Source organism: Salipiger pentaromativorans (genome assembly GCF_024721115.1).
In the GTDB taxonomy this organism is placed as follows: Bacteria; Pseudomonadota; Alphaproteobacteria; order Rhodobacterales; family Rhodobacteraceae; genus Salipiger; species Salipiger pentaromativorans.
This window is the reverse complement of sequence record NZ_JAMDHK010000001.1, coordinates 250,206-267,742: the sequence shown is the minus strand read 5'-3', so window position 1 is coordinate 267,742 and position 17,537 is coordinate 250,206. Positions and strand designations below refer to the sequence as shown.

General features: G+C 68.3%; 22 protein-coding genes. 13 read left to right on the top strand and 9 right to left on the bottom strand.

What is annotated here, in order from left to right; genetic code table 11:
* The first annotated feature begins 56 nt into the window (after window positions 1-56).
* Window positions 57-947, top strand: a complete 891-nt coding sequence (locus M4578_RS01235; protein ID WP_258091613.1) for an SHOCT domain-containing protein — start codon at window positions 57-59, stop codon at window positions 945-947.
* A 27-nt stretch (window positions 948-974) separates the two neighbouring features.
* Here the strand turns inward: M4578_RS01235 and M4578_RS01230 are convergent, their stop codons facing one another.
* Complete coding sequence (locus tag M4578_RS01230) at window positions 975-2,156, bottom strand: alpha-D-ribose 1-methylphosphonate 5-triphosphate diphosphatase (protein ID WP_258091962.1); 1,182 nt, start codon at window positions 2,154-2,156, stop codon at window positions 975-977.
* A gap of 67 nt (window positions 2,157-2,223) precedes the next feature.
* Window positions 2,224-2,943: a phosphonate metabolism transcriptional regulator PhnF gene (gene phnF / locus M4578_RS01225; protein WP_258091612.1), complete on the bottom strand. Its 720-nt coding sequence runs from the start codon at window positions 2,941-2,943 to the stop codon at window positions 2,224-2,226.
* A gap of 180 nt (window positions 2,944-3,123) precedes the next feature.
* Here phnF and phnG point away from each other — a divergent pair, with 180 nt between their 5' ends.
* The 8 genes from phnG to phnN all read left to right on the top strand — a co-directional run bounded on the left by phnG (window position 3,124) and on the right by phnN (window position 8,678).
* On the top strand, window positions 3,124-3,579 hold the full coding sequence (gene phnG / locus M4578_RS01220) for a phosphonate C-P lyase system protein PhnG (protein ID WP_258091611.1): 456 nt from the start codon (window positions 3,124-3,126) through the stop codon (window positions 3,577-3,579).
* Complete coding sequence (gene phnH, locus M4578_RS01215; RefSeq protein WP_258091610.1) at window positions 3,579-4,148, top strand: phosphonate C-P lyase system protein PhnH; 570 nt, start codon at window positions 3,579-3,581, stop codon at window positions 4,146-4,148. The genes phnG and phnH overlap by 1 nt, the downstream gene beginning before the upstream one ends.
* Window positions 4,148-5,233: a carbon-phosphorus lyase complex subunit gene (locus M4578_RS01210; protein WP_258091609.1), complete on the top strand. Its 1,086-nt coding sequence runs from the start codon at window positions 4,148-4,150 to the stop codon at window positions 5,231-5,233. Before phnH ends, M4578_RS01210 begins: the two co-directional genes overlap by 1 nt.
* Before the next feature lie 173 nt (window positions 5,234-5,406).
* Window positions 5,407-5,748 (top strand): endonuclease domain-containing protein, encoded by a 342-nt coding sequence (locus M4578_RS01205; RefSeq protein ID WP_258091608.1) that lies wholly within the window; start codon window positions 5,407-5,409, stop codon window positions 5,746-5,748.
* Window positions 5,741-6,619: an alpha-D-ribose 1-methylphosphonate 5-phosphate C-P-lyase PhnJ gene (locus M4578_RS01200; protein WP_258091607.1), complete on the top strand. Its 879-nt coding sequence runs from the start codon at window positions 5,741-5,743 to the stop codon at window positions 6,617-6,619. The genes M4578_RS01205 and M4578_RS01200 overlap by 8 nt, the downstream gene beginning before the upstream one ends.
* On the top strand, window positions 6,616-7,386 hold the full coding sequence (gene phnK, locus M4578_RS01195) for a phosphonate C-P lyase system protein PhnK (protein ID WP_258091606.1): 771 nt from the start codon (window positions 6,616-6,618) through the stop codon (window positions 7,384-7,386). The genes M4578_RS01200 and phnK overlap by 4 nt, the downstream gene beginning before the upstream one ends.
* A 69-nt stretch (window positions 7,387-7,455) precedes the next feature.
* Entirely contained in the window at window positions 7,456-8,139 is a 684-nt protein-coding gene (gene phnL / locus M4578_RS01190) for a phosphonate C-P lyase system protein PhnL (RefSeq protein WP_258091605.1), read from the top strand.
* A complete protein-coding gene (gene phnN, locus M4578_RS01185; protein ID WP_258091604.1) occupies window positions 8,136-8,678 on the top strand; it encodes a phosphonate metabolism protein/1,5-bisphosphokinase (PRPP-forming) PhnN in 543 nt (180 codons plus the stop codon). Before phnL ends, phnN begins: the two co-directional genes overlap by 4 nt.
* Here phnN and M4578_RS01180 read toward each other — a convergent pair.
* A complete protein-coding gene (locus M4578_RS01180; protein WP_258091603.1) occupies window positions 8,660-9,355 on the bottom strand; it encodes a DUF1045 domain-containing protein in 696 nt (231 codons plus the stop codon). The two genes, phnN and M4578_RS01180, sit on opposite strands and share 19 nt — an antisense overlap.
* A 44-nt stretch (window positions 9,356-9,399) precedes the next feature.
* Here M4578_RS01180 and M4578_RS01175 point away from each other — a divergent pair, with 44 nt between their 5' ends.
* Window positions 9,400-10,569 (top strand): alpha-D-ribose 1-methylphosphonate 5-triphosphate diphosphatase, encoded by a 1,170-nt coding sequence (locus M4578_RS01175; protein WP_258091602.1) that lies wholly within the window; start codon window positions 9,400-9,402, stop codon window positions 10,567-10,569.
* A gap of 93 nt (window positions 10,570-10,662) precedes the next feature.
* On the opposite strand, the gene M4578_RS01170 is transcribed toward M4578_RS01175, so the two are convergent.
* Window positions 10,663-10,920, bottom strand: a complete 258-nt coding sequence (locus tag M4578_RS01170) for a BolA family protein (RefSeq protein WP_258091601.1) — start codon at window positions 10,918-10,920, stop codon at window positions 10,663-10,665.
* A 74-nt stretch (window positions 10,921-10,994) separates the two neighbouring features.
* Here M4578_RS01170 and M4578_RS01165 point away from each other — a divergent pair, with 74 nt between their 5' ends.
* Window positions 10,995-11,621 (top strand): J domain-containing protein, encoded by a 627-nt coding sequence (locus M4578_RS01165; RefSeq protein WP_258091600.1) that lies wholly within the window; start codon window positions 10,995-10,997, stop codon window positions 11,619-11,621.
* Window positions 11,622-11,656: 35 nt separating this feature from the next.
* On the top strand, window positions 11,657-12,430 hold the full coding sequence (locus M4578_RS01160) for an SDR family NAD(P)-dependent oxidoreductase (protein ID WP_258091599.1): 774 nt from the start codon (window positions 11,657-11,659) through the stop codon (window positions 12,428-12,430).
* 313 nt (window positions 12,431-12,743) lie between these two features.
* Here the strand turns inward: M4578_RS01160 and msrB are convergent, their stop codons facing one another.
* The 4 genes from msrB to fabI form a co-directional block, all read right to left on the bottom strand.
* Window positions 12,744-13,220 (bottom strand): peptide-methionine (R)-S-oxide reductase MsrB, encoded by a 477-nt coding sequence (gene msrB / locus M4578_RS01155; protein WP_258091598.1) that lies wholly within the window; start codon window positions 13,218-13,220, stop codon window positions 12,744-12,746.
* Window positions 13,221-13,359: 139 nt separating this feature from the next.
* On the bottom strand, window positions 13,360-13,878 hold the full coding sequence (locus M4578_RS01150) for a DUF4177 domain-containing protein (RefSeq protein WP_258091597.1): 519 nt from the start codon (window positions 13,876-13,878) through the stop codon (window positions 13,360-13,362).
* Between the two features lie 271 nt (window positions 13,879-14,149).
* Entirely contained in the window at window positions 14,150-15,340 is a 1,191-nt protein-coding gene (locus M4578_RS01145; protein ID WP_258091596.1) for an acetate/propionate family kinase, read from the bottom strand.
* Between the two features lie 94 nt (window positions 15,341-15,434).
* Window positions 15,435-16,199 (bottom strand): enoyl-ACP reductase FabI, encoded by a 765-nt coding sequence (gene fabI / locus M4578_RS01140; RefSeq protein WP_258091595.1) that lies wholly within the window; start codon window positions 16,197-16,199, stop codon window positions 15,435-15,437.
* Window positions 16,200-16,564: 365 nt separating this feature from the next.
* On the opposite strand from fabI, the gene M4578_RS01135 reads away from it, so the two are divergent.
* A complete protein-coding gene (locus M4578_RS01135) occupies window positions 16,565-17,269 on the top strand; it encodes a Crp/Fnr family transcriptional regulator (RefSeq protein WP_258091594.1) in 705 nt (234 codons plus the stop codon).
* 96 nt (window positions 17,270-17,365) lie between these two features.
* On the opposite strand, the gene M4578_RS01130 is transcribed toward M4578_RS01135, so the two are convergent.
* Window positions 17,366-17,530: a hypothetical protein gene (locus tag M4578_RS01130; RefSeq protein ID WP_258091593.1), complete on the bottom strand. Its 165-nt coding sequence runs from the start codon at window positions 17,528-17,530 to the stop codon at window positions 17,366-17,368.
* Window positions 17,531-17,537: the final 7 nt, after the last annotated feature.

The window sequence follows — 17,537 nt, the reverse complement described above, 5'->3', positions numbered from 1 at the left end:
TGTCGCGCTGGCGTGCTAGGGCCTTGGAGACCCCCAATAACGACTGGATCCGCGACATGACCGCGCTGACACCCGAAGGCACCAAGCTGGTTTCCGAGATCGCCGACCGCCATGGGGTTTCGCCCGGCGCGGCGGAAACCGTTCTTGTGGCGCTGGTCGCGGGGCAGGGCGTGCAGGCGCAGTTCAACCACCCCGAGCTGGGCGGCATGGGGCAATGGTCGCAGGGCGGCATGACGATGGTCGGCGACATGTTCAACAACGCGCTGAAAGCCAAGGTCGATGCGCTTTGTTCGGATCTCGCCGGGCTTCTGGCCGAGCACCGGCTGTTTCGCGCGGCGCCCGTGACGTCGGGCACGCAGAGCCAGTCGCAATCGAGCGGCACCAGCCTGTTTCTGCCCGGCGGCGCCTATGGCGCGGTGTCCTGGCCGGCCGAGCTGGGCAGCCCGTCCTCGGTCGGGGCGCAGAACAATCTGCGCTATGCCGTGTTCCCCGAGACGCACCGGCTGGCCATCGACATCGGCGGAAAGATCGAGGTGTTCGACACCGGCGATCACCGGATCACCGGCGTGTCCCAGCAGCAAAGCGGCGACCAGTCGCTGACCTTCGTCAGCCAGCACGGGCTGGTGCAGCTTGGCGCGCTGCGCAAGCTCTCCGATCTCTCGGCAGAGGCGCCCGCCGCACCGGCACCGCAGCCCGCGCCCGCAGCGGAGCCGGTCGCCGAGGCCCCTGTGGCGCCCCCCGTTGAGGCGCCCGTCGCGGAGCAGCCCGCACCCGCCGCGCCGATGCCCGAGGCGCCCGAGACAGCCGCCGCCCCGGCGCAGGAGGCGCAGACCGATGCGGATGCGGTGATTTCGCTGATCCGCAAGCTCGGCGATCTTCTGGAAGCGGGTCTGCTGACCCAGGAAGAGTTCGACGCCAAGAAACGCGATCTGCTCGCCCGCCTTTAGCGGGGGAGAGACGGGCCGCGTCGGGCGTTACTCCGCCGCCAGCCGCGTGTTTTGCATCGTCCCCACCAGCCGCGAGCCGGCCTCGCCGGAAAGATAGGCCAGCCGTCCGCCGCTGACCGTCGCCTCGATCTCGCGCGTGGCCTCGTTGACCACCACGAAATCCGCGCGCTTGCCGCGCTCCAGCGTGCCCCGGTCTGCCAGCCCCATGATCTCGGCGGGCACCCGGCTGATCATGTCCCAGGCCTGTGGCAGCGTGCGCAGCCCGCGATCGACCAGCACCCAGGCGGCCTGCGCCAGACAGGGGTAGTGGTAATCCGAGACCAGCGCGTCGCAGAGCCCGCGCGCCACAAGATGCGTCGCCGAGACATTGCCCGATTGCGAGCCGCCCCGCACCACGTTCGGCGCGCCCATCAGCACCGGATCGTTGCAGGCCTTGGCGAGTTTCGCCGCCGCCGCCGTGGTCGGAAACTCCGCGATCCGCGCGCCGATGATGCGGTAATATTCGCGCGTCTCGCCATCGGGATCGTCATGGCTGCCATAGCGCACATCCAGCGTGTCGAAGGCTTCGGCCAGGGCGCAGAGATGGCGCGGCACCTCGCGCCCGCGCGCCTCGGCCGCGCGCAGCTCGGCGACGAATTCCTCGGTGCTGCGCCCGCTGCGTTCGGCCCAGCCCGCCACCTTGAGCGGCGCGCGCTCGACCGCCGCCAGCGTCTCGGGCAGATGGTTGTTGAAGATCACATAATCCACGCCGAAACGGCGGACCGCCGCAAGCAGGCGCTCGCGGGTTTCGGGCATATGGGTCTCGCAGCGAATCTGCAGCCGCAGATCGGTGAGCGCCCGGGGCCGGTAGGCTGCAAGCGCCGCCATCACGGCCTCGGCGAATTCCGGCCCGCGCATGCCGCCTTCCCAGCTCCAGCCCTGTGCCAGCCAGGCGGTGGTCACCCCATGCGAGGCGGCTTCGCGGTCGGTCGAGCGCAGCCCGGCCTCGATGGGGAAGGGCGCGCTGGGGCGGGGGGCGATCTGGCGTTCGAAAGCATCGCCATGCAGGTCGATGATGCCGGGCAGGATCAGATAGCCCGACATATCCACCTCCGGCAGCGGTCCCTTGGTAATGAGACCGTCCTCGATCACCAGCGACCGCTTTTGCAGTTCGCCGCCGCGCAGGAGCGTCGCGCCGGTCAGGCGCAGGGGGGGAAGCAATGCCGTCATCATCGTAAACCGCTCAAACTTTTCCACAGGGTGTACCGGGGCAAGATGTCACCCGCATGACGATTGTTTACCCCGCGTCCTCGGGTGCCACGGTCAGCGCCACGCGGTCGCCCGCGAACCAGGTGAGCCCGTATTCCACCGGCACGCCATGCGCGTCGATATTGACGCCCTCGCTGCGCAAAAGCGGCGCGCCTTCGCGGGTGGTCAGGTGCAGCGCCTGGGTGGGGCTCGCCGCCTCGGCGGTGAGCCGCGTATGGGCGCGGGTGTAATCGGCGATGCCGTTGCGGCGCAGCGCCTCGGTGACCGAGGAGACCTCGCGCAGCGTGTCGGGCAGGCCGGGCAGGTGCTCGGCGGGAAAGCAGCTTATGAAATGCGCGATGGCGGCGCCTTCCGCCAGCGAGAGCCCCTCGTAGACGATCACCGGGCTGCCTGGGGGCAGGGCGAGCGCCTCGGCCTCGGTTGTGTCGGCGGGCCGGATCTCGACCCGCAGCACGCGCTTTTCCGGCAACCGGCCGGTGGCGCGGATGTTCTGGTGAAAGCGCACCCGCCCGCCGATCGGATAGTCGAGCGGCGCGGCCTGCACGAACACGCCGGCGCCCCGGCGGCTGTGCACCAGCCCGCGTTCGGCCAGATCGGCCAGCGCGCGGCGGGCGGTGTGGCGGTTGACGCCGAAACGGGCCGAAAGCTCGGCCTCGGTCGGCAGCTTGTCGCCGGCGCGGTAGAGGCCGCGGGCGATTTCGCCCTCCAGTTCGGCGGCGATGGATTTCCAGATCGGGGTGCGGGTCATCTCTGTTTTGCCTTGCCTCTGCTCTGCCTGAAGCTGCCTCGCCCGACGTTGCTTTGCCTGCCTCTGCCTTGCCGGGTTGTCATCGAAATTTCACGCAAGCCCGCTTGCGCTTTGGTGCGAGTCGGGCCTATGATTTGTCTAGTTGTATAGGAATATAGACAAGTCGGCAAGGTTGTCCAGATGAGCGTGACGGATGTCGGAAACGAGGCCCGCAAGGGCTGGATGGGGCTGCTGGCCCGGGCGCCCTCGGCGCGTCTGGCGGCGTGTCTTGAGGCTGTCGGCGCGATGCCGGGCTTCGACTGGCTGCGCGTGCCCGAGGTGGGCGGCGTGATGGTGCGGGGCCGCATGGGCGGCACCGGGGCGCCGTTCAATCTGGGCGAGATGACGGTCACCCGCTGCGCGCTGCGGCTGGAGAGCGGCGAGGTCGGTCATGCCTATGTGCAGGGCCGCGACAAGGCCCATGCGGAGCGCGCGGCGCTGGTCGATGCGCTGATGCAGGGCGACCGGGCCGGGGAGTTGCGCGCGGCGGTGCTGGCGCCGCTGCAGGCGGCGGAGGCCGAGACGCGCCGGGCGCGGGCGGCCAGGGCGGCGACGACGAAGGTGGATTTCTTCACCATGGTGCGGGGAGAGGCGTGATGCGGGACGATGTGCTTTCCGGCGGCTTCGCCGAGGCGCCGGTGGAGGCGGCGCGCGCCTTTCGCGTTGCACTTGAGGCCATGGCAAGGCCGGGAACCATTCACACGGTGAGCGGGGCGGCGGCGCCCGCGCCGGTCTCGGTGGCGGCCTCGGTGCTGCTGCTGACGCTCTGTGACCGCGAGACGCCGCTGTATCTGGCGCCGGGGCACGACGGGGCCGCTGTGCGCGACTGGGTGGCCTTCCACATCGGCGCGCCGCTGGCGGGGCCGGGCGAGGCGATGTTTGCGCTGGGCGGCTGGGACGCTCTGAAGCCGCTCGACGCCTACCGCATCGGCACGCCGGACTATCCCGACCGCTCGGTGACGCTGATCGCCGAGTTGCCGGACCTGGAGGCGGCGGGCGCGCGGCTGACCGGGCCGGGAATCCGCGAGGCGGCGTTTCTGTCGCTGCCCGAGATCGATGCGTTCCGCGCCAACCGGGCGCTGTTCCCGCTGGGCTGGGACTGTTTCCTTGCGGCGGGCGACCGGATCGCGGCGCTGCCGCGCACAACCATCGTGGAGGCGCTCTGATGTATGTGGCGGTAAAGGGCGGTGAGCGCGCCATCGACGCGGCGCATGAGTGGCTGGCCGAGGAGCGGCGCGGCGACAGGGCGGTGGCCGAGCTGGGGCTCGACCAGATCCGCGAGCAGATGAGCCTCGCGGTGAACCGGGTGATGGCCGAGGGCTCGCTTTACGATCCGGATCTGGCGGCGCTGGCGATCAAGCAGGCGCGGGGCGATCTGATCGAGGCGATTTTCCTGATCCGCGCCTATCGCACGACGCTGCCGCGCATCGGTCATTCGCATCCCGTGGACACCGGCGCGATGCGCTGCGACCGCCGCATCAGCGCGACCTTCAAGGATGCGCCGGGCGGCCAGGTGCTGGGACCGACCTTCGATTACACGCACCGGCTGCTGGATTTCAAACTGGCCGCCGACGGAGCGCTGCCGGAGGCGCCGGTGGGCGCGCCTGCCGAGGCGCCGATGCCGCGGATCACCGAGTTTCTGAACCGGGACGGGCTGATCCAGGACGAGTTGGCAGGCGATGAGACGCCGCCGGATATGACGCGGCAGCCGATGGAATACCCGGCGAACCGGGCGCTGCGCTTGCAGGCGCTGACGCGCGGCGACGAGGGGTTCGTGCTGGGCATGGCCTATTCCACCCAGCGCGGTTACGGGCGCAACCACCCGTTTGTGGGCGAGCTGCGCATCGGCGCGGTGGAAGTGGAGATGGAGGTGCCCGAGCTGGGCTTCGACATCTGCATCGGTGAGCTGGTGCTGACCGAATGCGAGACGGTGAACCAGTTCGCCGGCTCGAAGACCGAGCCGCCGCAGTTCACCCGCGGCTACGGGCTGGTCTTCGGGCAGACCGAGCGCAAGGCGATCTCCATGGCGCTGGTCGACCGGGCGCTGCGCTGGCAGGAGCTGGGCGAGGACAATCTGGGCGCGCCGGCGCAGGACGAGGAGTTTGTGCTGGCGCATGCGGACAATATCCAGGCGAGCGGCTTTCTCGAACATATCAAGCTGCCGCATTACGTGGATTTCCAGTCCGAGCTTGAGCTTGTGCGCCGGATGCGGGCGGCCGCGGGAGACGAGATGCGGGAGGCGGCGGAATGACCGGGCTGTCCTCATCCCCCTCCCCAGCCCTCCCCCTTGCAGGGGGAGGGAGGCTTGGCAACCTGGCATTAACCATGGCGCCCGCAGCATGTGGCATCGCCTTTCATCAGGCCCTCCCCCGGATCGGGGGAGGGTTTGGGAGGGGGACGGAGAACGGCAGCGGAAGCTTGGGTATGCGGCAGAGCTTTTTCCAGACCTACGACGCGCGGATCCTGCGGCAGGTGCCGACACCGGCGGAGGCGCGGCTCTGGCAGGCGCTGCGCCGGCGGCAGCTGGGCGGTGCGAAGTTCCGGCGCCAGGCGCCGGTGGGGCCGTGGCTGTTGCCCTTCATCTGCGCAAAGGCGCGGCTGGCGGTGGTGCTTTTCGACAGCGCGACCGTGCGCGCCGAGGCGCAGGAGATGCATACCGGGCTGCGGGCCCGCGGCTGGCGCGTGCTGTGGCTCGCCGAAGAGGCGGTCTGCGCCGATTTCGCGGGCGCGCTGACAACCATCGAAGAGGCGCTGAGCGATGACTGAGACAGCCTATAATTTCGCCTATCTCGACGAGCAGACCAAGCGGATGATCCGCCGCGCGATCCTCAAGGGCGTCGCGATCCCCGGCTATCAGGTGCCCTTTGCCAGCCGCGAGATGCCCATGCCCTATGGCTGGGGCACCGGCGGCGTGCAGGTGACCGCCGCCTGCCTGACCCCTGCGGATACGCTCAAGGTCATCGACCAGGGCGCCGACGACACCACCAACGCGGTCTCGATCCGCAAGTTCTTTCAGCGCACCGCGCAGGTGGCGGTGACCGAGCATACGGCGGAGGCCAGTGTCATCCAGACCCGCCACCGCATCCCCGAGGCTCCGCTCACCGAGGGGCAGATCCTCGTCTATCAGGTGCCGATCCCGGAACCGCTGCGCTTTCTGGAACCGCGCGAGACCGAGACCCGCAAGATGCACGCGCTCGAAGAATACGGGCTCATGCATGTGAAGCTCTATGAGGACATCGCCCATAACGGCGAGATTTCCACCGCCTATGCCTATCCGGTCAAGGTCGAGGGGCGCTATGTGATGGACCCGTCGCCGATCCCGAAATTCGACAACCCCAGGCTGGAAAGCGCCGCGATCCAGCTCTTCGGCGCCGGGCGGGAACAGCGGATCTATGCGATCCCGCCCTATACGCAGGTGGTGAGCCTCGATTTCGAGGATTACCCTTTCGAGGCTAGCAAGGCCGATCATCCCTGCGATCTTTGCGGTTGCGGGACGAGCTATCTCGACGAGGTCATCGTGGATGATGACGGCGGGCGGATGTTTGTCTGTTCGGACACGGATTTCTGCGCCACGCGGCGGGCCGAGGGCCATCGCGGGCGGCTTGCGGGCGAGGATCTTGCGGAGGAACTGGCATGACACCGCTGTTGCAGGTGAAAGGTGTCACCAAACGCTATGGCGCGCGGCTGGGCTGCGGCGACGTGAGCTTCGATCTCTGGCCCGGTGAGGTGATGGGGATCGTGGGCGAGAGCGGCTCGGGCAAATCGACGCTGCTGAGCTGTCTGGCCGGGCATCTGGCGCCGGATGAGGGCCAAGTGATCTTCGACACCCGCGCCGAGGGGCCGCAGGATGTGCTGACCATGTCCGAACCCGCGCGGCGGATGCTCGGGCGCACCGACTGGGCCTTCGTGCATCAGAACCCGCGCGACGGGCTGCGCATGGGGGTGAGCGCGGGCGCCAATGTCGGCGAGCGGCTGATGGCCGTGGGCGCCCGGCATTACGGGCAGATCCGGGAGCAGGCGGTGGACTGGCTGGGCCGGGTGGAGATCGCTCCCGACCGGGTGGACGACCGCCCGCGCGCCTTTTCCGGCGGCATGCAGCAGCGCTTGCAGATCGCGCGCAATCTCGTGACCGGTCCGAGGCTCGTCTTCATGGACGAACCCACCGGCGGGCTCGATGTCTCGGTGCAGGCGCGGCTGCTGGATCTGTTGCGCGGGCTGGTGCGCGAGATGGGGCTGAGCGCCATCATCGTCACCCACGATCTGGCGGTGGTGCGGCTGCTCGCCGACCGGCTGATGGTGATGAAGGGCGGCCGCGTGGTGGAGACGGGGCTCACCGATCAGGTGCTGGACGATCCGCAGCACGGCTATACCCAGTTGCTGGTGTCGAGCGTGCTGCAGGTCTGAGGGCGTGCGCTCCCGGCCGTCGCGACGGCGGCGGGATCTTTTTTGCGTATTTGGAAAGAGAAGAAGATCATGATCGAGCTGAGCGGTGTCTCCAAGAGCTTTGTGCTGCACAATCAGGGCGGCGCGGTGATCCCGGTGATGGCGGGGGCGGCGCTCTCGGTGGCGCCCGGCGAATGCGTGGCGCTGGTGGGCAATTCCGGTGCGGGGAAATCCACGCTGATGCGGATGATCTACGGCAATTACCTTGCCGGGGCCGGGTCGATCCGGGTGGGGGAGGTGGATGTGGCCCGCGCCGCGCCGCGCGACATCCTGACCATGCGCCGCGAGGTGCTGGGCTATGTGAGCCAGTTCCTGCGGGTGGTGCCGCGGGTGCCGACGCTCGATGTGGTGGCCGAGCCGGTGCTGGCGGCGGGCGGCACGCAGGAGGCGGCGCAGGCGCGGGCGAAAGAGCTGTTGGCGCGGCTGAATGTGCCGGAGCGGCTCTGGCCGCTGTCGCCCACGACCTTTTCGGGCGGCGAGCAGCAGCGGGTCAACATCGCGCGCGGCTTTGCGCATCTGTTTCCGGCGATGCTGCTGGACGAGCCCACCGCCAGCCTCGATGCCACCAACCGGGGCGTGGTGCTGGAGCTGATCCTCGAGGCCAAGGCGCGCGGCGCGGCCATCGTGGGGATCTTTCACGATGCGGAGGCGCGGGCGCGGGTCTGCGACCGCGAGGTGGATGTGAGCGCCTTCACGCCGGAGCGGGTCGCGTGAGCGGGCGGTTCTACGCTGTTGTCGGCCCCTCGGGCGTGGGCAAGGATACGCTCATGGAGGCGGCTGCGGCGCGGCTGCCGGGGCTGCATCTGGCGCGCCGTGTGATCACCCGGCCCGCCAGTGCCGGGGGCGAGGAGTTCGAGGGCGTCAGTGACGAAGTGTTCGACAGGCGGCTGGCGGCGGGTGCGTTTGCCCTGCACTGGGCCGCGCACGGGCTGCGCTATGGCGTGCCCGTGGCGGTGGAACGCGCGCTGGCGCAGGGCCACCCGGTGTTGTGCAACCTGTCGCGGGGCGTGCTGACCCAGGCGGCGGCGCGGTTTCCCGGCATGCAGGTGCTGCATGTCACCGCCCGGCCCGAGGTGCTGGCCGAGCGGCTTGCCGGGCGGGGCCGGGAGAGCGCGGAGGAGATTGCGCGGCGGCTGGCACGGGCCGGCGCGTCGCTGCCCGAGGGGCTGACGGTGCATGAGATCGACAATTCCGGCGCGCTGGAGGCGGCGGTGATGCGGCTTGTGGCGCTGCTTCAGCCGGCGAGGGCGTAGCGGTGCAGGATGTGGAAGCGCCCGTCCGGCGCCTCGCCGAAGAGCACCAGCGACGCGACCCGGAAGGGGCGCGGCAGCAGCGGTGCGAGGGCGGGCTCCAGAACGTCGGCGGTCTGCGTGGCATCCTCGGGCGAAAGCCGGCCCGACAGGGTGAGGTGGAAGCGGAATTCCTCCATCACGTAAGGGTAGCCCCAGCGCGCGAGGTTCTCTTCCTGCGCGGGCGAGAGCCGCGCCTTGCGGCGGCGCTCCAGCTCGGCCTCGGAGGGCGGCGCGCGGTGGGCATCCAGCGCGCGCACCGTTTCGGCGGCGAGGGCGGCCAAGGCCGTGGTGTCGCCCTGAGGGGTGAGCGCCAGGAACGAGCCGAGCCGCGAGAGTGTCAGCCCCGGCATCTCGACCGGGGCGAGGCGCTGGGCGAGGGCCGCCAGATCCGCCTCCAGCGCGGCGCGGGTGCCGGTGAGGCGGAAGGGCGGCTTCAGCGTGCCATGGAAACCGTATTTGCGCGGGGTGGCGGTGATCTCGGCCACCGGCAGCGGCAGGCCGGGCAGGTCGGGATGCGGGCACGGGGTGCCCGCTGCGGCATCCCAGCCCAGCCAGCTTGCGCAGAAATCGGCAAACGCGCCCGGCTCGGGCGCGTAGTAGATCGCGAAACGGGTATAATCGGTCATGGGGGCGGGCATAAGCGCCTCATGTCACGGAATGATGACGGAGCAAAGAGCAGATGATGGGCGAGATGAGTGTGGGCCACATGCAGGCCATGGGCGAGCTGGCGCTGGCCAATGCGCGGATCGTGCTGGAGACGGAGGTGATCCGGGGCTCTGTGCTGATCCGCGACGGGCGGATCCAATCGGTGGATCAGGGCGCGGCGCCCATGGGCGCGGTGGATTGCGGCGGCGATCTGCTGATTCCGGGGCTGATCGAGCTGCATACGGACAATCTCGAACGCCATATCCAGCCGCGCCCCAAGGTCGACTGGCCGCATGCGGCGGCGATCCTTGCCCATGACGGCGAGCTGGCCTCGGTGGGTATCACCACGGTGTTCGACGCGATGCGCGCGGGTTCGGTGGTCGAGGGGCGCACGGATTACCGCAAATACGCCCGCGCGCTGGCCAGCGAACTGATGCAGGCGCGCGCCAGGGGCATGCTGCGGATCAGCCATTTCCTGCATCTGCGCGCCGAGATCTGTTCGGAGACGCTGCTGGAGGAACTGGCGGAGTTCGGAGAGGCCGACCGGGTGGGTATCCTGTCGCTGATGGACCATACGCCGGGGCAGCGGCAGTTCCGCGATATTTCGAAGCTGAAGGATTACGTCTGCGGCAAGCACGGGCTGTCGGAAAGCGAATTCGCCGATCACGTGGCGCATCAGAAAGCGCTGCGCGCCCGGCTGGGGGCGGCGCATGAGGCGGGCGCGGTGGCGGCGGCGCAGCGGCTGGGCGCGGTGCTGGCCAGCCATGACGATACCACGGCCGAGCATGTGGCGGTGAGCGCGGCGCATGGCATCCGCCTGGCCGAGTTCCCGACGACGGTGGAGGCGGCGCGGGCCTGCCACGATCACGGCATCGCGGTGATGATGGGGGCGCCGAACCTGATCCGGGGCGGCTCGCATTCCGGCAATGTGGCGGCGGCGGAACTGGCCGAGAAGGGGCTGCTCGACATCCTGTCGTCGGACTATGTGCCCTCGGCGCTGATGACGGCGGCGTTCCAGCTGGCCGATCTCTGGGGCGACCTGCCGCGCGCGGTGGCCACGGTCACGGCAGCGCCGGCGCGGGCCACGGGGCTCGACGATCGCGGGGTGATCGCCAAGGGGCTTTTCGCCGATCTGGTGCGGGTCACGCATCTCGACGGGGTGCCGGTGATCCGGGGTGTCTGGAGCCACGGGCGGCAGGTCGGCTGAGCCGCCGATCAGGTGACCATTGCTCCTGGGCACAACGACAGGCGCCGCGTCCGCAAGGCGGGGCGGTTTGCCGCAACGTAAAGGCCCCTGAGATCAGGTGCCGAGATCCAGCGACAGCGCGTGGATCGCGCTCACCAGCTCGGGACCGAGCGCCGCGTGAACCGCGCGGTGCCGCGCGATGCGGCTTTTGCCGGCAAAGGCCGCCGTGCGGAGATGCACATGAAAATGGCTCTCTCCGCTGCCGTCATGACCGGCATGGCCCGCATGCCGGTCGCTGTCGTTGCGCACAACCAGCTCGGTCGGCGCAAAGGCCTCGCGCAGCCGTGTCTCGATTTCCGCCGAGCGTGACAAATTTCGCCTCCTGCCCTCTTCAAACTGACTGAGGATTGTCTAAACTCCCTCGTCCGAGTCGAAAAGGTGAGACCATGAGCAGAGATGACCCCTTCGGTTTCGATATGTCGGTGAAGTCTTCGAAGAAGAAGAATCCGCGCGGACGACGCGGCATGTCCGGCGAACAGGAGACATCAACCCGCATCTGCGATCATGACGGATGCGAGGAACCGGGCAAATTCCGGGCGCCCAAGGCGCCGGATGTGCTCGACGAGTATTTCTGGTTCTGCAAGGACCACGTGCGCGAATACAACAACCAGTGGAACTTCTTCCACGGCAAGACCGAAGCCGAGATGAATGCGCAATTGACCGAGGACAAGGTCTGGGAGCGCAAGACCAAGGATTACCGCGACCCCGAGGCCCGCGCCTGGGCGCGGCTGGGCATCGAGGACCCGCATCAGGTGCTGGGCGAAAACGCCACGCGCAACCCCGGGCGCAACGGCCAGGCGAGCGGGCGGCGCCTGCCGCCGACCGAGAAGCGCGCCATCGAGATCCTGGAAGTCCGGGAAAGCGCCAGCAAGGCCGACGTGCGCAAGGCCTACAAGGCGCTGATCAAGGTGCTGCACCCCGATATGAACGGCGGCGACCGTAGCCAGGAAGAGCAGTTGCAGGAAGTGGTCTGGGCCTGGGACCAGATCAAGGACAGCCGCAATTTCAAATAGGCACAGCCTGACGCGGCCCCGGCGGGAGTGACACGATGAGCCCGGAACGCGCGGGGATCTCTCTGGAGGGGAAGACGGTGCTGGTCACCGGCGCGTCGGGGGGCATCGGCGGTGCGATCGTGCGCCGGATCGCGGCGCTGGGCGGGATGCCGGTGATCCATTATGCGCGCAATGCCGCCGCCGCCGAGGCGCTGCTGTCCGAGATCGGCGGCGCGGGCACGCCGGTGCAGGCGGATCTTTCGGTGCCCGAGGGGGCGACGGCGCTCTGGCAGGAGGCGGTTGCGCGCTGCGGGCGGATTCATGCGCTGGTCAACAATGCCGGGGTGCGGGGGCTGGCCCGGGTCGGGGACGATCTGGCGCTTTGGCAAAGCGCCTGGGACAGCGACCTGCGGGTCAACCTGCTGGCGCCGGCGGATTTGTGCCGTCTCGCGATCCGGCATTTCCGGGACGCGGGCGGCGGGCGGATCGTCAATATCGCCAGCCGTGCCGGGCAGCGCGGCTATACCGAGGATCACATGCCCTACGGGGCGTCCAAGGCCGGGCTGATCAATCTGACGAAATCCATCGCGCGGAATTTCGGCAAGGACGGGGTGACGGCGGTGGCCATCGCGCCGGGCTTTGTCCGGACCGAGATGGCCGAGAGCTTTGTCGCGGCGCACGGGCGCGCGGCGGCGGTCGGTGACATCCCGACGGGCGAGATGGTGACGCCGGAAGAGCTGGCCGATCTTGTCGCCTTTACCTTGCGCGACGCGCAAGTTTCGCTCAACGGGGCGACGCTGGATGTGAACGGCGGCAGCTATTTGCGGTGACATGCGGCGGGGGGCAGGGGGCCTCGGGCAGCGGGCTTCCGGAAGGGCTGTTTCCGGCTTTGCCACAATATTGGGATCTTTTCGGAAATTCTTGAAGAATCTCTCTTCCTACGCATTTCTGGCGATAGACATACCCGTTTGGGTTGTGCTAGCGTGAGGTTACGGCGTGCTTGTCACGTCGCGACGTTTCCGGGCTCCCTGCTCCGGGCACTCACGGACCGAACGGACCTGTGCGCCAATCCCCTGGGCGCACAGGTCTTCGTGTTTTTGGGGCGGCGTTTTCCTTGGTGTTTTCCTTGAGGTGCCGGTCGTGTCAGGCCGGGCGGAACCGCAGCGACACGCCGTTGATGCAGTGGCGCTTGCCCGTGGGGGCGGGGCCGTCGTCGAAGATATGGCCCAGATGCGACCCGCAGCGCCGGCAGTGGCATTCGGTGCGGGTGACAAAGAGCTTGCGGTCGGGCTTGGTGGCGATGGCACGGGGCAGCGCCTGGTAGAACGAGGGCCAGCCGGTGCCGCTGTCGAACTTGGTATCGGAGGCGTAGAGCGGCAGGTCGCAGCCCCGGCACAGGAAGGTGCCCGCGCGTTTCTCGTCGTTCAGCGGCGAGGTGAAGGCGCGCTCGGTGCCTTCCTCGCGCATCACGCGGTATTCCAGATCGCTGAGCATCGCGCGCCACTGGGCTTCGCTGCGGGTGATCTCGAACCGTTCGGCGGCATTGGCCTGTGCGGGGCCCAGAACGGGGCCCAGACCCAGCGCCGCGGCGCTGGCGGCGAGGAAACCTCGGCGGGTCATGGTGGTCCTCCTCCTGTATCGGTGTTGCAGAAGGATGCGCCTCCGGCCCCGCTGCGTCCAGCCAACGGCCATGCACGATTGCGCGAGAGGTTGAAACCTTTGCGGCGGCGCGGGGCGCCGTGCCGAGGCGGCGGGGCGGTTATTCGGCCGCGGAACTCTGCCGCAGACGCGCCGCGCGGTCGGCGAGGATGCTGCTGGGCCCGTCGAGCGAAAGCGTGTCCTCTACCCCGTTGTCGCTTGTGATCGGGGCGCCCAGGCGCATCGGCGCCGCGTCGTTCTCGGCCTCCTCGCCCGGGGTCATGGCGGGCGCCGCTTCGGGGGCGGCGCTGCCGGGCGCCTCGGTCTCGTCATCCTCCTCGACGAGATCGGGCGCGGCGGCCAGACGGCGGCCTTCGAGCGTGTCGGGGGGCTCTGCCGTCTCGGCGCCGCGCGGGCGGCGGAACACCAGCAGGTTGCGCCAGACCGTCTGGCTGGAGGTCAGCCCGCTGCGTTCCTCGCTGGGCAGCGTTTCGGCGCGCTGGTATTCCCAGCCCTCCGCCGCCATCTCGTTCATCAGCCTTTCGATGGCAAAAGCGAAGCGCCCCTCGGGCCCTTTGACGCCGCGCGTCTTCTCGCCCTTGGCGGGGGCGGGAACAACCTTGTATTCGTAAGTCGCCATGAAAACACTTTCCCGTTGCGTTTCCGCATCCTAGCAGCGGAGTTCCGCGCCGTCACCCCACGCAAAAGCCGGGAGGCGGCACTTGGCCCGCCCCCCGGTGCGTGCTGAAAAAAGGATGCAGCTATGCGGTTTGTTCCGCCTCCGATCTATCCTGGAAACGGTGCCGAGCGTCTCACGGACCCGGTGGGAAATCTTTAGCATCATTCCCCTTTCCGGGCCGAGTCAGGGATTCCTTACGTTCGGGAATACGCATCCATGCGCCGCCCGCCCGTCAGTCCCGCGTGTCGAGGAAATGCTTGGCGGCGCGGGCGATGACCAGCTCTTCGTTGGTGGGCACCACCATGACCCGCGCGCGGCTCATCCCGGTCGAGATCACCGTGTCGTTGCGTCCGTTGCGCTCGCGGTCGAGCTCGAGCCCGATCCAGCCCATGCCTTCGCAGACCCGTTCGCGGATCAGCCGCGAGTTTTCGCCGATGCCGCCGCAGAACACCAGCGCGTCGAGCCCGCCGAGGGCTGCGGCCAGACCGCCCAGCTCGCGGCGGATGCGGAAGACGAAATAGTCGATGGCCTCATTGGCCTCGACGGTGCCGGCGGCCTCGAGCGCGCGCATGTCGTTCGACAGGCCCGAGAGGCCCAGCAGACCGGATTTCGAATAGAAGAGCTGGCGCACCTCGTCGATGCTCATGCCCTCCTGCTGCACCATGTAAAAGATCACGCCCGGGTCGATCTGGCCGGTACGTGTGCCCATCGGCAGCCCGTCGAGCGCGGTGAAGCCCATGGTCGAGGCCACCGAGCGCCCGCCGATCATCCCGCACATGGAGGCACCGTTGCCCAGATGCGCGACGATCACCCGGCCGTCGTGGATCAGCGGCGCGATGCGCTTCAGCTCGCCCGAGATGTAATCGTAGCTCAGCCCGTGGAACCCGTAGCGCCGCACACCCTTGTCGTAATATTCGCGGGGCAGGGCGAAGACATCGTTCACCTTGGGGTGCGTGCGGTGGAAGGCGGTATCGAAACAGGCGACCTGAAGCGCGTCGGGAAAGGCCGCGACCGCCGCCTCGATGCCGGCGAGGTTGTGCGGCTGGTGGATCGGCGCAAAGGGCGAGAGCCGGCGCAGCTCGGTCATGACCTCGGGGGTCAGCACCATCGGCTTGTCATAGCTCGGCCCGCCATGCACCACGCGGTGGCCCACCGCGCTGGCCCTGGCATCGGGAAAATGCTCGCGCAGCACCGTGAGCGCGGTGGCCAGCGCCGATTTGTGATCGGCGGCCTCGGCCGGGGTGAGATCGCGGCTGACCGGCGACATGCCAGGCCCGAAGCTGGCCTTGAGCCGGGGTGTCTTGCCGATGGATTCGATCAGCCCCACCGCCATTTCCACCGGCGTGCTCTCGATCGAGAAGAGGCCGAACTTGAGCGAGGAACTGCCGGCGTTGAGGGTCAGGGCGACGGAGGTGGTGGTCATGATGCGATTGGCTCTTGTCTCGGGGTCGGAAGGGGCGTGCGCGTCCCCGGGGCACTATCTCTAGCGCGCGGGGCGGGCACAACCGGCATCGGGATCAGGCGGTGATGGAATAGCCGCCGTCGATCTCGTGAATGCCGCCGGTGAGGTGGCTGGCCTCGGGCGCGGCGAGAAAGGCGGCCATGGCGCCGACATCTTCGATGCTGGCCAGCACATGCATCGGCGCGCGCTCGGCGGCGCTGTTCAGCAGATCGTCGAAATGGCCGATCCCCGAGGCGGCGCGGGTCTTGAGCGGGCCGGGCGAGAGCGCATGCACCGAGATGCCCTTCTCGCCCAGTTCGGCGGCGGCATAGCGCACGGCGCTTTCCAGCGCCGCCTTCACCGGGCCCATGATATTGTAGTTCTTCACCACCCGCATGGAGCCCGAAAAGGACACCGTGAGGCAGGTGCCGCCCTGCGGCATCAGCGGTTCGGCAAGGCGGATCATGCGCAGGAAGGAATGCACCGAGACATCCATGGCCAGGGTGAACCCCTCGGCCGAGCTGTCGATGACCCGCCCGTGCAGATCTTCCATCGGTGCGAAGGCGATGGAGTGCAGCAGCGTATCGAGCCGCCCCCAGCGCGACTCGATCTCGGCAAATACCGCGTCGAGCTGGCCCGGTTCGCTGACATTCAGCGGCAGGATGATCTCGGCTCCCAGCTCTTCGGCGAGCGGGCGCACAAAGCGTTCGGCCTTGTCGTTGAGATAGGTGACCGCGATCTCGGCCCCCTGTGCGCGCAGCGCCCGGGCGCAGCCCCAGGCGATGGAGTGCTCGTTGGCGATTCCGACGATAAGGGCCTTCTGCCCGTCCAGTGAAAACATCCCGGTTGCTCCTGCTGATTCGCGGTCCGATCCTGTGTTTCAGCATCGGCTCTAGGCGATGAACGTGAAGTTTCTGCGGCGCAGCGACGCGGGCAAAGCGGCGGAATGTCAGGAAATAGGCGGGGTTTCGGCGCTCACGGGCAAGCGTGATGCGAAAGCGGAGAAGGCGCGCGGATACAAGCAGGCCACGCGCGGGAACGCGCCCGCGCGTGGCCTGAGGGCTCAACCTTTACCGAGAAGACCAGAAACCGTGATGATCGAGGATCATCAACCCCGCGCCTTCTCTATTGCGCTTCCCCGGCAAGATTGTTCAAAAGCCGACAATCGGAACGAATTTAAGCACTCTTTTCACGACCTTTCGCGACATGAAACTGATCGAGACAGAGATGGCCAGTCTATGGACCGTGGCCGAACGGGGCTGGCTGGGCGAGCGCTCCGGAGGATTCCGGCAGGCGCTGCGGCGGGAGGCGCATCTCCAGCGGTTTGCCCAAGGCGAATATACCCATCACATCGGCGACGGTCCCGGCGGCATCTACGGTGTCGTCGAGGGCAGTTTCGGCGTCTACACCCAGAGCGAGGCGGCGGGGGTGGTGCTGGTGCATATCTTCCGCCCGGGCGCCTGGTTCGGGCAGGGGCCGCTGACCTCGGGCCGGCCGCGCTATCTGGCCTTCCGCGCGATGGAGCCGTCGCGGGTGGCCAGCGTCGCGCTGCCGGCGGTCGAGCGGGTGATCCGCGACCGGCCCGATGCGCAGCGCGAGGTCCTGTCGCTGTCGGAATACAATCAGGTGCTGATGGCGCGGGCCTTGTCGGAAGTGCTGATCCGCAAGGCGGATCTGCGCATCGCCTCGGTTCTGCTGCGGATTCTGGAGAACGGCGCGCAGGAGGCCGAGGCGGATCGGCTCTGGCACGGAAGCGTGACCCAGTCGGAGCTGAGCGAGATGGCCAATGCCTCGCGCCACACGGTCAACACGGTGCTGAAACGGTTCGAGGCCGCAGGCTGGATCACGCTTGGATACGGGCGGATCGGGTTGCGCGACGCGGCGGCGCTGCGGGCCTTCACGCTGGGCTAAAGCGCCGTCCGATCCCGGGCCAGCGGGCGCTTCGGCGCAAGTGAAAGGGGGCGGCCCGCATGGGCCGCCCCCTTCCTTTTCACAGACCAAGGGACGTCAGTGATTGTTGTAGGCGTGCTTTTCGTGCACCGCCGCGATGATGATCGTGCCGAAGGTGATCACCACGGCGATCAGCAGGAACAGCATCATGATGGCCGGCTTGTCGGCGAAGGTGAAATAGGCTTCGGCGCCGTCCCAGCTTTCGATCGGAGAGGTGTTCATGAGAAAG

Coding starts and splice junctions, on each gene's coding strand:
- M4578_RS01175 (WP_258091602.1), top strand. CDS start 9,400: ATGGGCGAGATGAGTGTGGGCCACATGCAGGCCATGGGCGAGCTGGCG.
- M4578_RS01165 (WP_258091600.1), top strand. CDS start 10,995: ATGAGCAGAGATGACCCCTTCGGTTTCGATATGTCGGTGAAGTCTTCG.
- M4578_RS01160 (WP_258091599.1), top strand. CDS start 11,657: ATGAGCCCGGAACGCGCGGGGATCTCTCTGGAGGGGAAGACGGTGCTG.
- phnL (WP_258091605.1), top strand. CDS start 7,456: ATGATCGAGCTGAGCGGTGTCTCCAAGAGCTTTGTGCTGCACAATCAG.
- M4578_RS01130 (WP_258091593.1), bottom strand. CDS start 17,530: ATGAACACCTCTCCGATCGAAAGCTGGGACGGCGCCGAAGCCTATTTC.
- phnG (WP_258091611.1), top strand. CDS start 3,124: ATGAGCGTGACGGATGTCGGAAACGAGGCCCGCAAGGGCTGGATGGGG.
- M4578_RS01200 (WP_258091607.1), top strand. CDS start 5,741: ATGACTGAGACAGCCTATAATTTCGCCTATCTCGACGAGCAGACCAAG.
- M4578_RS01150 (WP_258091597.1), bottom strand. CDS start 13,878: ATGGCGACTTACGAATACAAGGTTGTTCCCGCCCCCGCCAAGGGCGAG.
- fabI (WP_258091595.1), bottom strand. CDS start 16,199: ATGTTTTCACTGGACGGGCAGAAGGCCCTTATCGTCGGAATCGCCAAC.
- M4578_RS01210 (WP_258091609.1), top strand. CDS start 4,148: ATGTATGTGGCGGTAAAGGGCGGTGAGCGCGCCATCGACGCGGCGCAT.
- phnF (WP_258091612.1), bottom strand. CDS start 2,943: ATGACCCGCACCCCGATCTGGAAATCCATCGCCGCCGAACTGGAGGGC.
- phnH (WP_258091610.1), top strand. CDS start 3,579: ATGCGGGACGATGTGCTTTCCGGCGGCTTCGCCGAGGCGCCGGTGGAG.
- M4578_RS01135 (WP_258091594.1), top strand. CDS start 16,565: ATGAAACTGATCGAGACAGAGATGGCCAGTCTATGGACCGTGGCCGAA.
- M4578_RS01230 (WP_258091962.1), bottom strand. CDS start 2,156: ATGACGGCATTGCTTCCCCCCCTGCGCCTGACCGGCGCGACGCTCCTG.
- M4578_RS01145 (WP_258091596.1), bottom strand. CDS start 15,340: ATGACCACCACCTCCGTCGCCCTGACCCTCAACGCCGGCAGTTCCTCG.
- M4578_RS01235 (WP_258091613.1), top strand. CDS start 57: ATGACCGCGCTGACACCCGAAGGCACCAAGCTGGTTTCCGAGATCGCC.
- msrB (WP_258091598.1), bottom strand. CDS start 13,220: ATGACCCGCCGAGGTTTCCTCGCCGCCAGCGCCGCGGCGCTGGGTCTG.
- M4578_RS01180 (WP_258091603.1), bottom strand. CDS start 9,355: ATGCCCGCCCCCATGACCGATTATACCCGTTTCGCGATCTACTACGCG.
- phnK (WP_258091606.1), top strand. CDS start 6,616: ATGACACCGCTGTTGCAGGTGAAAGGTGTCACCAAACGCTATGGCGCG.
- M4578_RS01205 (WP_258091608.1), top strand. CDS start 5,407: ATGCGGCAGAGCTTTTTCCAGACCTACGACGCGCGGATCCTGCGGCAG.